Origin of the sequence: Streptomyces sp. AV19, assembly GCF_015999245.1 — a bacterium.
In the GTDB taxonomy this organism is placed as follows: domain Bacteria; phylum Actinomycetota; class Actinomycetes; order Streptomycetales; family Streptomycetaceae; genus Streptomyces.
Window position 1 is genome coordinate 966,632 of sequence record NZ_JAEAMR010000003.1, and the last position, 14,548, is coordinate 981,179.

14 protein-coding genes are annotated in these 14,548 nt (G+C 70.6%); 9 read left to right on the top strand and 5 right to left on the bottom strand.

What is annotated here, in order from left to right; genetic code table 11:
• Positions 1-172 precede the first annotated feature (172 nt).
• On the bottom strand, positions 173-1,360 hold the full coding sequence (gene nadA, locus I5Q34_RS04525) for a quinolinate synthase NadA (RefSeq protein WP_374192979.1): 1,188 nt from the start codon (positions 1,358-1,360) through the stop codon (positions 173-175).
• Between the two features lie 254 nt (positions 1,361-1,614).
• Here nadA and I5Q34_RS04530 point away from each other — a divergent pair, with 254 nt between their 5' ends.
• Complete coding sequence (locus I5Q34_RS04530; RefSeq protein ID WP_199890748.1) at positions 1,615-1,971, top strand: iron-sulfur cluster assembly accessory protein; 357 nt, start codon at positions 1,615-1,617, stop codon at positions 1,969-1,971.
• Positions 1,972-2,025: 54 nt separating this feature from the next.
• Here I5Q34_RS04530 and I5Q34_RS04535 read toward each other — a convergent pair whose 3' ends face one another.
• Positions 2,026-3,450 carry a hypothetical protein gene (locus I5Q34_RS04535; RefSeq protein WP_234428277.1) on the bottom strand — a complete coding sequence of 475 codons (1,425 nt, stop codon included), beginning with the start codon at positions 3,448-3,450 and terminating at the stop codon, positions 2,026-2,028.
• A gap of 103 nt (positions 3,451-3,553) precedes the next feature.
• Positions 3,554-3,766: a hypothetical protein gene (locus tag I5Q34_RS04540; protein ID WP_199890750.1), complete on the bottom strand. Its 213-nt coding sequence runs from the start codon at positions 3,764-3,766 to the stop codon at positions 3,554-3,556.
• 193 nt (positions 3,767-3,959) lie between these two features.
• On the opposite strand from I5Q34_RS04540, the gene I5Q34_RS04545 reads away from it, so the two are divergent.
• The gene (locus I5Q34_RS04545) at positions 3,960-4,937 is read left to right on the top strand and encodes a carbohydrate kinase family protein (protein ID WP_199890751.1); all 978 of its coding nucleotides are present in this window, start codon (positions 3,960-3,962) and stop codon (positions 4,935-4,937) included.
• A gap of 167 nt (positions 4,938-5,104) precedes the next feature.
• On the opposite strand, the gene I5Q34_RS04550 is transcribed toward I5Q34_RS04545, so the two are convergent.
• Complete coding sequence (locus I5Q34_RS04550) at positions 5,105-6,490, bottom strand: cysteine desulfurase/sulfurtransferase TusA family protein (protein ID WP_199890752.1); 1,386 nt, start codon at positions 6,488-6,490, stop codon at positions 5,105-5,107.
• A gap of 273 nt (positions 6,491-6,763) precedes the next feature.
• Between I5Q34_RS04550 and coxB the strand changes: the two genes are divergently transcribed.
• The 4 genes from coxB (at position 6,764) to I5Q34_RS04570 (ending at position 11,220) form a co-directional block, all read left to right on the top strand.
• Complete coding sequence (gene coxB, locus I5Q34_RS04555) at positions 6,764-7,729, top strand: cytochrome c oxidase subunit II (RefSeq protein ID WP_199890753.1); 966 nt, start codon at positions 6,764-6,766, stop codon at positions 7,727-7,729.
• Positions 7,726-9,453 carry a cytochrome c oxidase subunit I gene (gene ctaD / locus I5Q34_RS04560; protein WP_199890754.1) on the top strand — a complete coding sequence of 576 codons (1,728 nt, stop codon included), beginning with the start codon at positions 7,726-7,728 and terminating at the stop codon, positions 9,451-9,453. Before coxB ends, ctaD begins: the two co-directional genes overlap by 4 nt.
• Positions 9,450-9,848: a cytochrome c oxidase subunit 4 gene (locus I5Q34_RS04565; protein WP_199890755.1), complete on the top strand. Its 399-nt coding sequence runs from the start codon at positions 9,450-9,452 to the stop codon at positions 9,846-9,848. The genes ctaD and I5Q34_RS04565 overlap by 4 nt, the downstream gene beginning before the upstream one ends.
• 127 nt (positions 9,849-9,975) lie before the next feature.
• Entirely contained in the window at positions 9,976-11,220 is a 1,245-nt protein-coding gene (locus I5Q34_RS04570) for an Ig-like domain-containing protein (protein WP_199890756.1), read from the top strand.
• A gap of 17 nt (positions 11,221-11,237) precedes the next feature.
• Here the strand turns inward: I5Q34_RS04570 and I5Q34_RS04575 are convergent, their stop codons facing one another.
• On the bottom strand, positions 11,238-11,639 hold the full coding sequence (locus I5Q34_RS04575; protein WP_199890757.1) for a hypothetical protein: 402 nt from the start codon (positions 11,637-11,639) through the stop codon (positions 11,238-11,240).
• Between the two features lie 210 nt (positions 11,640-11,849).
• On the opposite strand from I5Q34_RS04575, the gene I5Q34_RS04580 reads away from it, so the two are divergent.
• From I5Q34_RS04580 to I5Q34_RS04590, 3 genes are all read left to right on the top strand, one after another.
• Positions 11,850-12,470 carry a heme-copper oxidase subunit III gene (locus tag I5Q34_RS04580; RefSeq protein WP_199890758.1) on the top strand — a complete coding sequence of 207 codons (621 nt, stop codon included), beginning with the start codon at positions 11,850-11,852 and terminating at the stop codon, positions 12,468-12,470.
• 63 nt (positions 12,471-12,533) lie between these two features.
• Positions 12,534-13,343: a c-type cytochrome gene (locus I5Q34_RS04585; protein WP_199890759.1), complete on the top strand. Its 810-nt coding sequence runs from the start codon at positions 12,534-12,536 to the stop codon at positions 13,341-13,343.
• Positions 13,340-14,395 carry a ubiquinol-cytochrome c reductase iron-sulfur subunit gene (locus I5Q34_RS04590; RefSeq protein WP_199890760.1) on the top strand — a complete coding sequence of 352 codons (1,056 nt, stop codon included), beginning with the start codon at positions 13,340-13,342 and terminating at the stop codon, positions 14,393-14,395. The genes I5Q34_RS04585 and I5Q34_RS04590 overlap by 4 nt, the downstream gene beginning before the upstream one ends.
• Positions 14,396-14,548 lie beyond the last annotated feature (153 nt).

A 14,548-nucleotide genomic window follows, 5' to 3' on the forward strand; every position in this document is an offset into this window, starting at 1 on the left:
CGGCGGTCCCCCGCCTCACCGCGCGCGGCGGTCCCCCGCCTCACCGCGCGCGGCGGTCCCCCGCCTCACCGCGCGCGGCGCGCGCGGGTTGCGAAGGGGCGCGGCCCCTGTGGAAACGGTGAAAGGGCGAGGCGGGGGCGGACAACCCCCTCCGGCAGCCCTACGGCACCCCCTACGGCAGTGCCAGCATCCGCTCCAGCGCCAGCTTCGAGAAGCGGGCCACCTCCGGATCCACCTCGATCCGGTTGACCATCTTCCCCTCCGCCAGCGACTCCAGCGCCCACACCAGATGCGGCAGATCGATCCGGTTCATCGTCGAGCAGAAGCACACCGTCCGGTCGAGGAAGACGATCTCCTTGTCGTCCGCCGCGAAGCGGTTCGCCAGGCGCCGCACCAGGTTGAGCTCGGTGCCGATGGCCCACTTCGAGCCGGCCGGGGCGGCCTCCAGGGCCTTGATGATGTACTCCGTGGAGCCCACGTAGTCCGCCGCGGCCACGACCTCGTGCCGGCACTCGGGGTGCACCAGCACATTGACGCCCGGTATGCGCTCGCGCACCTCCCGCACCGACTCCAGCGAGAAGCGGCCGTGCACCGAGCAGTGCCCGCGCCACAGGATCATCTTCGCCGAGCGCAGCTGCTCCGGGGTGAGCCCGCCGCCCGGCTTGTGCGGGTTGTAGACGACGCAGTCGTCGAGCGACATGCCCAGGTCGCGCACCGCGGTGTTGCGGCCCAGGTGCTGGTCGGGCAGGAAGAGCACCTTCTCGCCCTGCTCGAAGGCCCAGTTGAGCGCCCGCTCCGCGTTGGAGGAGGTGCAGATGGTGCCGCCGTGCTTGCCGGTGAAGGCCTTGATGTCGGCGGAGGAGTTCATGTACGAGACGGGCACGGTGACGTCCGCGACGCCCGCCTCGGTGAGCACGTCCCAGCACTCGGCGACCTGCTCGGCGGTGGCCATGTCGGCCATCGAGCAGCCGGCGGCCAGGTCCGGCAGGACGACCTGCTGGTCGTCGGAGGTGAGGATGTCGGCGGACTCCGCCATGAAGTGCACGCCGCAGAAGACGATGTACTCCGCGTCGGGCCGCGCCGCCGCGTCCCGCGCGAGCTTGAAGGAGTCGCCGGTGACGTCCGCGAACTCGATGACCTCGTCGCGCTGGTAGTGGTGGCCGAGGACGAAGACCTTGTCACCGAGCTTGGCCTTGGCCGCGCGGGCCCGCTCCACCAGGTCCGGGTCGGACGGCGCCGGCAGGTCGCCGGGGCACTCCACACCGCGCTCGCTGCGCGGGTCGGACTCGCGGCCGAGCAGCAGGAGAGCGAGGGGCGACGGGGTGGGGGCCTGGAATTCCAAGGGCTGGGCGGTGGTCACGACACGCACCCTTTCTGTTCTGCCGACTCTTAATCGTCAATTTGACGCTATCTATCATAACTGCTTCGCGTCAGCTTGACGATGCCCATTGCGTCGATGTGACGCATTCGCCCGAGGCCCCGCCCCAGGCCCGCCCGTGCCCGATGTGTGCGAGCATGAAAGGCGGAAATCAACGGCCGGACCCGGAATGAATCCCGGGCTCCGTCGGTTCAGCCGAGGGCAAGCAGTCCGCACGAAACCCGGGAGTGAAGCAGATGTCCGTTCAGGACGAGAAGACCACGGTGAGCGACGGCATCCTCCTGTCCGATGCCGCGGCCGCGAAGGTCAAGAGCCTGCTGGAGCAGGAGGGCCGTGACGACCTCGCGCTGCGCGTCGCCGTTCAGCCCGGCGGCTGCTCCGGTCTGCGCTACCAGCTCTTCTTCGACGAGCGCTCGCTCGACGGCGACGTCGTGAAGGACTTCGGCGGCGTCAAGGTCGTCACCGACCGCATGAGCGCCCCGTACCTGGGCGGTGCCTCGATCGACTTCGTCGACACCATCGAGAAGCAGGGCTTCACGATCGACAACCCCAACGCCACCGGCTCCTGCGCCTGCGGCGACTCGTTCAACTGACGCCGACGCGGAAGGCGGGCGCCCCACCGGGAGCGCCCGCCTTCCGTCGTGCGGTCAGCCCTTGGGCACGGTCTCGCCCGTGACCATGTCCACGACCTTCCGCCCGTCCAGCGGCTTCTCCAGCGCGACGTTCCGGGCGAACTCCCGCGCCGCCAGCACACAGGGCCGGCCGGGCTCCTTCTCGGTCCCGGTGACCCTGACCGTCACCGCCCCCGCCGACTGCTCCGCCGACGCCGCGTAGTCACTGCACATCCCGCCCCAGAAGCGCAGGGTGAGCCGCCTGCCGTCCGCGCGGTACGAGGTCACGTGCGCCGGCGACGGCGGCGACGGCTTCGTCGCGGACGCCTGCTTCGCCACGTACTTCGGGTCCACCGCCGGCTGGGCGATCGTCACCGTCGTCCCACCGCCGACATCGGCGCTGAACAGCCACGACGGCACCAGGGCCGGCCGCCCCGCCACCGACTGCGCGGACAGCGCGAACGTCGCTCCCCGTATCACCACCGGCTCCCGCGGCGGCGGCGCGGCCGGGCAGGGCGGTGCCGCTTCGTCCGTCCCCAGGGGGACCGGCGTCGCGCAGTCGCCCGACAGCGGCCTGGCCGGGACGCCGCCCCGGTTCAGCTCCTCCAGCGCCCGGGCCGCGCTCACCACCGGGTAGTCGTGTCCCTTCGCCGGCAGCCGCAACCGTCCGCTGCCACCGGCCACTTGGCCGTCCGCGGCGATCTGCAGCGCGGTCTGCCAGCCATAGGTGGGCAGCGAGTCCACGACCGGGTCCGCCGTGACGGAGCGGACGGCTCCGAAGACCCGTCCCGCGTCGAGCTTCGCGCCCCGCTGCCCCAGTGCCTCGAGCACCGGCAGGGCGGCGGCCTTCGCCCGCTCCTGCGACACCGGCCGTGACGCCGCCGGGTCCGAGCCGCCGGGGCGGTTCCGGTGGGACGGACACGGCGGCGCGCCCTCGCCCGGAGTGTCCTTCCCCGGGTGCACGCAGGGCTTCCCGCCCGCGATCCCGTGGCGGGAGTACGACCAGTTGCCCGGCCCCTTTGGCGCCACCTGCACCGTCGGCCCCGCGGTGACGCCCGCCGTCCACAGCCCGTTCGCGAGCCGCGGCTCGCCCTTGACGCCCAACGCCTTGGCCAGGGCGGCCACTTCGTCCCGCGTCACCTCGCCGCCGGCCAGGTGGACCGGGGCGCTGCGCGGCCCGTCCGGCAGCCTGACCGCCGACCGGTACCGGGTGCCGTTGGGGTCCGGCTCGCCCACCGCGATGCCCGGCGCCGGGCCGCCCGGTCCCGGTCCGTCCAGCGCCAGCGGCGGGGGAGTGTCCCGCGCCGCGGCGGGCGCGGGTGCGCCGTCGTCGTCGCCCGCCGTGGCGGCCCAGTACGCGCCGCCGCCCCCGGCCAGCAGCACGGCCGCCGCGACCGACGCGACCACCGGAGGCGAGTACTTCCGCCGCCGCGTCCCGGAGGTGCCGTCCTCGGTGCCCACCACATCGCTCCTTCACTGCCTTCGTGCCGGCGTCCTGTCGGCGCCCCCGTGGGAAAGGGGGCGCCGGTGGGACGGGGCACAGGAGCGGGCGGTTCCACGCGGGTCAGTCGCCGTACTCCGACATCGCGTCGAGCAGCCGCGCGGCACCCTCCGGGACGGACACCCCGCGCGGCCCCGGGGCGCTCCCGGCGGCCTCCTCCTCGCCCGTCACGGGCACCCTCCAGTGCGGCAGCATCCCCGCGCAGTCCCGGCGCAGCGCGTCGAGCCCGTACGGCTCGGGCGGTGCCTGGGTGACGTGCTTCACATGGGTCCGCATGAGCGCACCGTACTCAGCCGGGGCGCGGCCGAGAAAGCCCTACTATCAGGTAGATTCGGCCAGTCGTGGCGGGATCCTGACTGGCACCCAGGGCTGGAACAGGTAGCGTGGTCTGGCGTTTCTCGTTCGACCTCTGCCCACTTTTCCGTCGCTGATTCCCCCACCGACTCGCCCCGCAAGGAGCAGATCCGCCGTGCGTATCGCTGTCACTGGTTCCATCGCCACCGATCACCTGATGACGTTCCCCGGCCGCTTCGCCGACCAGCTCGTGGCGGACCAGCTGCACACGGTCTCCCTTTCCTTCCTCGTCGACGACCTCGACGTCCGCCGCGGCGGCGTCGCCCCGAACATCTGCTTCGGCATGGGTGTCCTCGGCCTGAGCCCCGTCCTCGTCGGCGCCGCCGGCGAGGACTTCGCCGACTACCGCGCCTGGCTCGACCGCCACGGCGTCGACACCGACTCGGTGCACATCTCCGAGGTCCTGCACACCGCCCGTTTCGTGTGCACCACGGACACCGACCACAACCAGATCGCGTCCTTCTACACCGGCGCCATGAGCGAGGCCCGCCTCATCGAGCTCCAGCCGGTCGCCGAGCGGGTCGGCGGCCTCGACCTGGTGCTCATCGGCGCCGACGACCCCGAGGCGATGCTGCGCCACACGGAGGAGTGCCGGACCCGCGGCATCCCGTTCGCCGCCGACCCCTCCCAGCAGCTGGCCCGCATGGAGGGCGACGACATCCGCCAGCTCGTCGAGGGCGCGGCGTACCTGTTCACCAACGAGTACGAGAAGGCCCTCATCGAGTCCAAGACCGGCTGGACCGGGGACGAGATCCTGGCCAAGGTCGGCACCCGCGTCACCACCCTCGGCTCGCGCGGTGTGCGCATCGAGCGGGCCGGCGAGCCGGTCATCGAGGTCGGCGTCGCGGAGGAGCAGGCGAAGGTCGACCCGACGGGCGTCGGCGACGCGTTCCGCGCCGGCTTCCTCGCGGGCCTGACCTGGAAGCTCCCGCTGGAGCGCGCGGCCCAGCTGGGCTGCATGCTGGCCACGCTCGTCATCGAGACCCTGGGCACCCAGGAGTACGAGCTCCGCCGCGGCCACTTCATGGAGCGCTTCACGAAGGCGTACGGCCACGAGGCGGCTGCCGACGTCCAGCAGCACCTGCTGGCCTGACGCCTGACACCGCGCTCCGCGCGGTTGTCCTCAAACGCCGGACGGGTTGAACCAGCCCGTCCGGCGTTTGAGGACGGACGCGGCGCAGCCGCGTCGCCCCGCGCGGAGCGCGCGAGAAACTGGGGGCACCCCCTCTGGGGAGAAAGGGCGGGGCGGGGGCAACTCCCCTACGAACGGCGCCGCACCGTATACGCGACCCCGCGCTCGACAGGGCGCTCCCCCACGTACTCCTGCCCCCGCATCTCGCACCACGCGGGCACGTCCAGCCGCGCCGCCGCGTCGTCGGACAGCACTGTCACCAGGCCCCCCACCGGCACGTCCGCGAACACCTTCGCCAGCTCGATCACCGGGATCGGGCACCGCTTGCCCAACGCGTCGACGACGAGCTCCCGTTCGCCCTCCCGGGCCCCGGGCGGCGCCCCGGCCGGCGCCCCGAGATGCTCGCGCACCCCCGCGACCACCCGCGGCAGCACGTCGAGGAACCGCTCGACGTCCGCCGCCTCCGTGCCCCACGGCAGCGACACCCGCACGTTCCCCTCCGACAACACCCCCATCGCCCGCAGCACATGGCTCGGCTCCAGCGTGCTGGAGGTGCACGACGAGCCGGAGGAGACCGAAAACCCCTCCCTGTCCAGCGCGTGCAGCAGCGCCTCGCCGTCGACATAGAGACAGGAGAACGTGACCAGATGCGGCAGGCGCCGCACCGGGTCGCCGACCACCTCCACGTCCGGGACGAGCTCCGGCACCCGCGCCCGCACCCGGTCGACCAGCTCGCGCAGCCGCGCCGCCTCCGCCGCGGCCTCCGCCCGCACGGCCCGCAGCGAGGCCGCCGCCGCGACGACCGCGGGCAGGTCGGGGAAGCCCGGCGCCCGGCCGGACTCGCGCTCGTCCACCGGCCCGCGGGGCGCGAACCGCACCCCCTTGCGCACCGCCAGCAGCCCCACCCCGGGCGGCCCGCCCCACTTGTGCGCGCTGGCGGCCAGCAGCGACCAGTCCCCGGCCACCGGGCCCCAGCCGAGCGACTGGGCCGCGTCCACCAGCAGCGGCACCCCGGCCGCCCGGCAGGCCGCCGCGGCCTCGGCCACCGGCTGCTCGGTGCCGACCTCGTGGTTGGCGGACTGCAGCACGGCCAGCGCGGTGTCCGGGCGCAGCGCGGCCGCGTAGGCCCCGGCGGCCACCCGGCCGGTGCGGTCCACCCCCACCCGGGTGACGCTCCCCCCGTCCGCCTCCAGGGCCTCGCCCGCGTGCAGTACGGCGGAGTGCTCGACGGCGGACACCACCAGGTGGCGGCCGGTCCGGCGGCGCCCGGCGAGGGCGCCCGCGATGCCGTCGTGCAGGGCGCGGGTACCCGATGGGGTGAACACCAGCTCGTCCGGGCGGCAGCCGGCCTCCGCCGCGGCGGCCTCGCGCGCCGCGTCCAGCAGCAGCCGGGCCCGGCGGCCCTCCCGGTAGAGGCGGACGGGGTCGGCCCAGCCCTCGTCGAGGGCGGCGAGCAGCGCCTGGCGGGCGACGGGGTGCAGGGGAGCGGCGGAAGCGGCGTCGAAGTAGGGCACGTGACCGAACCTAGCGCGGGCTTCCACGGCCCGCGGCCCGGGCCTGACGAGGCCCCAGATCCCGCCGGGGACCCGCCGTCACGTCCGCGTGGAGTCTTTCGGGGACTCTTGGGGGAGCCGCCCGGCGCGTTGGGTACCCTCCCCGCGCGACCCCAAATAGCGTCCAGTAGGGTTTGGTCCGCATAAACATCCAAACCCTGCCCGCAGCGGGCCGGCGACCGACCGAGACGGCCGCAGCCGGCCGCGCGGGCGAGACTCTCGGGAAGGCGCTACGTGAGTCCCAACGGCTCCGACCGCTCGTCGCGGCGCCCGGTGCGGCGGAAGCTGCTGCAGGCGCTGGCCGCGGGCGCTGTTCTGGCGACCGCCACCGGTTGCACATCGAAGGACTTTCCCCGCCTCGGAATGCCCACTCCCGTCACGGAGGAGGCGCCGCGGATCCTCTCCCTGTGGCAGGGCTCGTGGGCCGCCGCCCTCGCGGTCGGCGTCCTGGTGTGGGGGCTTATTCTCTGGAGCGTCATCTTCCACCGGCGCAGCCGGAGCAAGATCGAGGTTCCCACCCAGACCCGGTACAACGTCCCCCTGGAGACGCTGTACACCGTGGTCCCGATCATCATCGTGTCGGTGCTCTTCTACTTCACGGCGCGCGATGAGAACAAGCTGACGGCCAACCCGGAGAAGCCCCAGCACGTCGTGAACGTGGTGGGCTTCCAGTGGAGCTGGGCCTTCAACTACATGGAGACCGCCCAGGGCCAGAAGCCGGGCCAGGACCTGAACAAGGTCAAGGAGCTCGACGCGATCCCGGACCGGTTCCTGAAGAAGGCCCCGGCGAACGCGGCCGGCGTCTACGACGTCGGTACCCCCGGCACGCGGAACCCGCAGAACGGCATGCCGGGCCCCACGCTGTGGCTGCCCAAGGGCGAGACCGTCCAGTTCGTGCTGACCTCCCGCGACGTCAACCACTCCTTCTGGGTGGTGCCGTTCCTGATGAAGCAGGACGTCCTGCCGGGTCACACCAACAGCTTCACGGTCACGCCCAACCGGGAGGGCACCTTCCGGGGCAAGTGCGCCGAGCTCTGCGGACAGGACCACTCGCGGATGCTCTTCAACGTCAAGGTCGTCTCTCCTGAGCGTTACCAGGAGCACCTCAAGGAGCTGGCCAAGAAGGGTCAGACCGGCTACGTGCCGGCGGGCATCGCGCAGACGGATCACGCGAAGAACGCGGAGACCAAGAACAAGTGAGCATCCTCAACGAACCCCAGGGTGCCGCCGCATCTGCCACGGCAGCACCGCCTGTTCGCACCAAGGCGCCAGGCAACCAGGTGGTCAAGTGGCTGACCACCACCGACCACAAGACGATCGGGTCGCTGTACCTGGTCACGTCGTTCGTGTTCTTCATCATCGGCGGCGTCATGGCGCTGCTGATGCGCGCGGAACTCGCCCGTCCCGGCACGCAGATCATGTCGAACGAGCAGTTCAACCAGGCGTTCACGATGCACGGCACGATCATGCTGCTGATGTTCGCGACGCCGCTGTTCTCCGGCTTCGCGAACTGGATCATGCCGCTGCAGATCGGCGCCCCCGATGTGGCGTTCCCGCGGCTGAACATGTTCGCCTACTGGCTCTACCTGTTCGGCTCGCTGATGGCGGTCGGTGGCTTCCTCACCCCGCAGGGCGCCGCCGACTTCGGCTGGTTCGCCTACTCGCCGCTGACCGACAGCGCCCACTCGCCGGGGCTCGGCGCGGACCTGTGGATCCTGGGTCTGGCGATGTCCGGCTTCGGTACCATCCTCGGCTCGGTCAACTTCATCACCACCATCATCTGCATGCGTGCCCCCGGCATGACGATGTTCCGGATGCCGATCTTCACCTGGAACGTCCTGCTGACCGGTGTGCTGGTCCTGCTGGCCTTCCCGGTGCTGGCCGCCGCGCTCTTCGCCCTTGAGGCGGACCGCAAGTTCGGGGCCCACATCTTCGACGCGGCCAACGGCGGCGTCCTGCTGTGGCAGCACCTCTTCTGGTTCTTCGGCCACCCCGAGGTGTACATCATCGCCCTGCCGTTCTTCGGCATCATCTCCGAGGTCATCCCGGTCTTCTCCCGCAAGCCGATGTTCGGTTACTGGGGTCTGATCGCGGCGACCATCTCCATCGCCGGTCTCTCGGTGACGGTGTGGGCGCACCACATGTACGTGACCGGCGGTGTATTGCTGCCGTTCTTCTCCTTCATGACCTTCCTGATCGCGGTCCCGACCGGTGTGAAGTTCTTCAACTGGATCGGCACCATGTGGAAGGGCTCGCTGTCCTTCGAGACCCCGATGCTGTGGGCCGTCGGCTTCCTGATCACCTTCACCTTCGGTGGTCTGACCGGCGTCATCCTGGCCTCGCCGCCGATGGACTTCCACGTCTCCGACTCGTACTTCGTCGTCGCGCACTTCCACTACGTCATCTTCGGCACCGTGGTCTTCGCGATGTTCGCCGGCTTCCACTTCTGGTGGCCGAAGTTCACGGGCAAGATGCTGGACGAGCGCCTCGGCAAGATCACCTTCTGGACGCTGTTCATCGGCTTCCACGGCACGTTCCTCGTCCAGCACTGGCTGGGTGCCGAGGGCATGCCGCGCCGTTACGCCGACTACCTGGCGGCCGACGGCTGGACGACGCTGAACACCATCTCCACGATCAGCTCGTTCCTGCTCGGCATGTCCTTCCTGCCGTTCATGTACAACGTCTGGAAGACCGCCAAGTACGGCAAGAAGGTCGAGGTCGACGACCCCTGGGGCTACGGCCGTTCGCTGGAGTGGGCCACCTCCTGCCCGCCGCCGCGGCACAACTTCCTCACGCTGCCGCGCATCCGTTCGGAATCCCCCGCGTTCGACCTGCACCACCCCGAGATCGCCGCTCTGGAACTCGAGCACAATCTCGCAGACAAGGACAAGGCCCTCGTGGGTGGCAAGGAGGCCGGCAAGTGAAGATCCAAGGCCGGATGTTCATCTGGCTCTCCGTCTTCATCCTCGCCATGGCCGTCGTCTATGGCGTGTGGTCCAAGGAGCCGGCGGGCACCACCGCGCTGTTCCTGGCCTTCGGCCTGTGCATCATGGTCGGCTACTACCTGGCGTTCACCGCGCGCCGGGTGGACGCCGGCGCGCAGGACAACAAGAACGCGGACGTCGCGGACGACGCCGGTGAGCTGGGCTTCTTCGCCCCGCACAGCTGGCAGCCGCTGTCCCTGGCTCTCGGTGGCTCCTTCGCCTTCCTGGCCATCGCGGTCGGCTGGTGGCTGATGTTCTTCTCGGCCCCGCTGATCATCATCGGCCTCTTCGGCTGGGTGTTCGAGTTCTACCGCGGCGAGAACCAGAACCAGTAAGGGCTCCCGCCCACGACCGGGCCCCGCACACCATCCGGTGTGCGGGGCCCGGTCGTTCGTGTACCCGCACCACCCGTTCGCAGGCGCCCCACGGGCCCCGGCGGGCGAACCTTCCTACCGTGGGGGCATGAGCCTGACTCCTCGACGCCGCACGGTGCTCGGCGGCGTGCTGCTGCTGGTCGCGCTGGCGCTGGGGGGCACCGCGTGCAGCTCCGCCAACCCGCTGGCGGAGGAGCCCTACGAGGCCACCGACGTCCGCCTCAAGGCGGGCGAGGACGGCCAGAAGGCCGATCCGAGCGTGCCCCTGGAGGTGGAGGCCACCGGCGACGACCGGATCACCGACGTCGTCGCGACGGACGCGGCCGGGCGGTACGTGGCCGGCGAACTGCTCCCGGACGGCATCGGCTGGCGCAGCACCGGCTCACTGGCGGCCGGCGCGCACTACACGGTGCGGGTGAGCACCGAGGACGACAACGGCGCCCAGGGCCGCCGTACGATCGGTTTCGACACCGGCCCGGCCACCCGGCTGCTGACCGTCACGTTCGGGCCCAAGAGCGGCACCTACGGCGTCGGACAGCCCGTCACCGCCGAGCTGAGCACCCCCGTGCAGACCCCCGCCGCCCGCGCCGTCGTCGAGCGCACCCTGCACGTCGACTCCCGCCCCGCCGTCCAGGGCGCCTGGCACTGGGTGAACAACCGGATCCTGCACTTCCGTCCGCAGGACTACTGGCCGCCGCACGCCACGATCGACGTCCACGCCTCGCTCGACGGCATCAAGGTCGGCGGCGGCATGTACGGCGGCCCCTCCCGGCCGGTGCACCTGACCACCGGCGACCGCGTGGAGGCCGTCACCGACGCCGCCGGGCACTACATGAGCGTCATGAAGAACGGCCTGGAGATCCGCTCCATCCCCGTCACCACGGGCAAGCCCGGCTACGCCACCCGCAACGGGGTCAAGGTGATCCTCGGGCAGGAATCCTTCGTACGGATGCGCGGCGAGACCATCGGCATCGCGGAGGGCAGCGCCGACTCCTACGACCTGCCGGTCTACTGGGCCACCCGGGTCACCTGGAGCGGCGAGTACGTGCACGCCGCGCCCTGGTCCGTGGGCTCGCAGGGGATGGACAACGTCAGCCACGGCTGCACCGGGATGTCCACGGAGAACGCCAAGTGGTTCTTCGACACCGTGCGGGTCGGGGACATCGTCAAGGTGGTGGGCAGCGCGGGCGCCACCATGACGCCGTTCGACAACGGCTTCGGCGACTGGAACATGCCCTGGGAGGAGTGGCGCCAGGGCAGCGCCCTCGCCGCCGGGAAGCGCGAGGGCACCACCGCCGCCGACGCGGCCCGGCTGCGGCCGAGGATGGCCTGAGCGGGCCCGGAAGGGGCTCAGGAGGCGGCGGGGACCCGTTCGCGCAGCAGGCCGGCCAGGGAGGCGGCGAAGGCCACCGGGTCCACCGGGTGCGTGACGGCCGCGTCGGCCCGGCTCCAGGTGGCCAGCCAGGCGTCCTGCGGGCGGCCCATCAGCAGCAGCACCGGCGGGCACTGGAACACCTCGTCCTTGAGCTGCCGGCAGACGCCCATGCCGCCCGCGGGGGCCGTCTCGCCGTCCAGGACGCAGACGTCGATCCGCCGCTCGCCGAGGAGCCGCAGCAGGGCCGGCAGCGTCGCGCACTCCACGTACTCCACCGGCGGCACGTCCGGCGCCGGGCGCCGCCCGCCCGCCAGCCGCACCTGTTCGCGGGTGTTCGCGTCGTCGCTGTAGACCAGGACCGTGGCCGTCGGCTGCATGCGCTTCCTCCAGATCGCCCAAAGGACCGTTGCGCGGATGCTACTGCCCCGCGGGCCGCCCGGAGGAGGGCCCGGAGGTCACCGTTCCTCCCGACGGGGTGTCATCACCGGTTCGGGCGACGTCTTCACCGGGCCGGACGAGCAGCGCATACGCCCTTGACACACCGAACGGCACCCCCCGGAGTGAGCGCGAGATAAGCGACCGACATAATGTCGGTCGTGGCGACAGCAACAGCAGTAGATACCGGGCACGCGCACCCCTCGGTCAACCGACCGAACCTCACCAGCGTCGGAACCATCATCTGGCTGAGTTCCGAGCTGATGTTCTTCGCGGCCCTCTTCGCGATGTACTTCACCCTTCGTTCGGTGACCGGAACCGACTTCTGGTCGGGGCAGGCGTCGCACCTGAACGTTCCGTTCTCGGCGGCGAACACCACGATCCTGGTGCTCTCCTCGCTCACCTGTCAGCTCGGCGTCTTCGCCGCCGAGCGCGGTGACGTGAAGAAGCTGCGCACCTGGTTCGCGATCACCTTCGTGATGGGTGCCATCTTCATCGGCGGCCAGATCTTCGAGTACACCGAGCTGGTCAAGGACGCGGGTCTCTCGCTCTCCTCCGACGCCTACGGCTCGGCCTTCTACCTGACGACGGGCTTCCACGGCCTGCACGTGACGGGCGGCCTGTTCGCCTTCCTGCTGGTGATGGGCCGAACGTACGCGGCCAAGAGGTTCACCCACCACCAGGCGACGGCGGCCATCGTCGTGTCCTACTACTGGCACTTCGTCGACGTGGTCTGGATCGGGCTCTTCGCCACGATCTACTTGATCAAGTAATTGGTCCCGTACCGGACCATCAGTCCAGCATCGACGCAGAAGATCCTGACACCGGGGTAATCCGTGAAAAAGCTCTCCGCACGACGACGCCATCCGCTGGCGGCGGTCGTCGTCCTACTCTTCGCGCTGGCGGTCACCGGGGGGCTGTACGCCGCGTTCGCGCCGGCGGAGTCGGCCAAGGCCGATGACTCCGCGCAGTCCCTCGCCATCGAGGAGGGCAAGAAGCTCTACGCCGTGGGCTGTGCCAGCTGTCACGGCACCGGCGCTCAGGGCACCTCCGACGGGCCGAGCCTGGTCGGCGTCGGTTCTGCGGCGGTCGACTTCCAGGTCGCCACCGGCCGCATGCCGATGCAGCAGCAGGGTGCCCAGGCGCCCCGCAAGAAGCCGGTCTACACGCAGGCCCAGATCGACCAGCTGTCCGCGTACATCTCCTCCCTCGGCGCGGGCCCCGCGGCCCCGACGAAGGACCAGTACAGCCCGGAGGGCGCGGACATCGCCAAGGGCGGTGAGCTGTTCCGGCTGAACTGTTCGCAGTGCCACAACTTCACCGGCAAGGGCGGCGCGCTGTCGAACGGCAAGTTCGCGCCGAACCTCGAGGGTGTCGATCCGAAGCACCTCTACGAGGCCATGCAGACCGGCCCGCAGAACATGCCGTCCTTCCCCGACACGGTGCTGTCGCAGAAGAACAAGAAGGACATTGTCGCGTACCTCGACGAGGTCAACTCCAGCAAGTCGGAGAGCCCGGGCGGCCTCGGACTGGGCGGTTTCGGCCCGGTCAGTGAGGGTCTGTTCGCGTGGGTCTTCGGCCTGGGCGCGCTGATCGCCGTCGCCATCTGGGTCGCAGCCCGGACCGCAAAGGCCAAGAAGTCATGAGTAGCCAAGACATTCCAGAAGAGACCCTGCCGAGCAAGCAGGGCGAAGCGCACGAGGGCGCCGTGGCGGTCGCGGGTGACCCGTTCGCCGACCCGGGCCTGCCCCCGCACGAGCACCGCATCCAGGACATCGACGAGCGGGCCGCCAAGCGCTCCGAGCGCGTAGTGGCGTTCATGTTCGCGCTGTCGATGCTGGCCACGGTCGGCTTCATCGCCGCCTACCTGGCCATCCCGGTCGACAAGAGCATCTACGTGTTCCCGATCGGGCACGTCAGCGCCATGAACTTCACGCTGGGCCTGACCCTCGGCGTGGCGCTGTTCCTGATCGGCGCGGGCGCGGTCCACTGGGCCCGCACCCTGATGTCCGACGTCGAGCACATCGACGAGCGGCACGCGATCGAGGCCCCCGCCGAGGTGCGGGCCAAGGTCATCGCGGACTTCAAGCAGGGCGCCGCCGAGTCGGCGTTCGGCCGCCGCAAGCTGATCCGCAACTCGATGTTCGGCGCGCTCTCGCTGCTGCCGCTCTCGGGCGTGTTCCTGCTGGGCGGGCTCAGCAAGGCCCCGGGCACCAAGCTCCGCAAGACGGCTTGGGGCAAGGGCAAGATGCTGATCAACCAGAACACCAACCAGCCGCTGCGTCCCGAGGACATCCAGGTCGGCTCCCTCACCTTCGCGATGCCCAAGGGCATGAAGGAGGAGGACCACGACTTCCAGAACGAGATCGCCAAGGCTGCCCTGATGCTCGTCCGGCTCCGTCCGGAGAACATCAAGGACAAGAAGGAACTGGACTGGTCGGTCGACGGCATCGTCGCCTTCTCCAAGATCTGCACGCACGTGGGTTGCCCGATCAACCTGTACGAGCAGCAGACCCACCACGTGCTGTGCCCCTGCCACCAGTCGACGTTCGACCTCTCGGACGGCGGCCGCGTGGTGTTCGGCCCGGCCGGCCACGCCCTTCCGCAGCTGCGGATCAAGGTCAATGACAAGGGCTACCTTGAGGCGATGGGCGACTTCGCGGAGCCCGTCGGTCCTGCCTTCTGGGAGCGCGGATGAGTACTGCAGACACGACGTCGACCCGCGCGGACGCGCAGGGTCGCAAGGCACCCGCCGGTGAGCGGGTCGCCGACTGGGCCGACGGCCGGCTGGGGATCTACAGCCTGGCCAAGGCCAACATGCGGAAGATCTTCCCGGACCACTGGTCCTTCA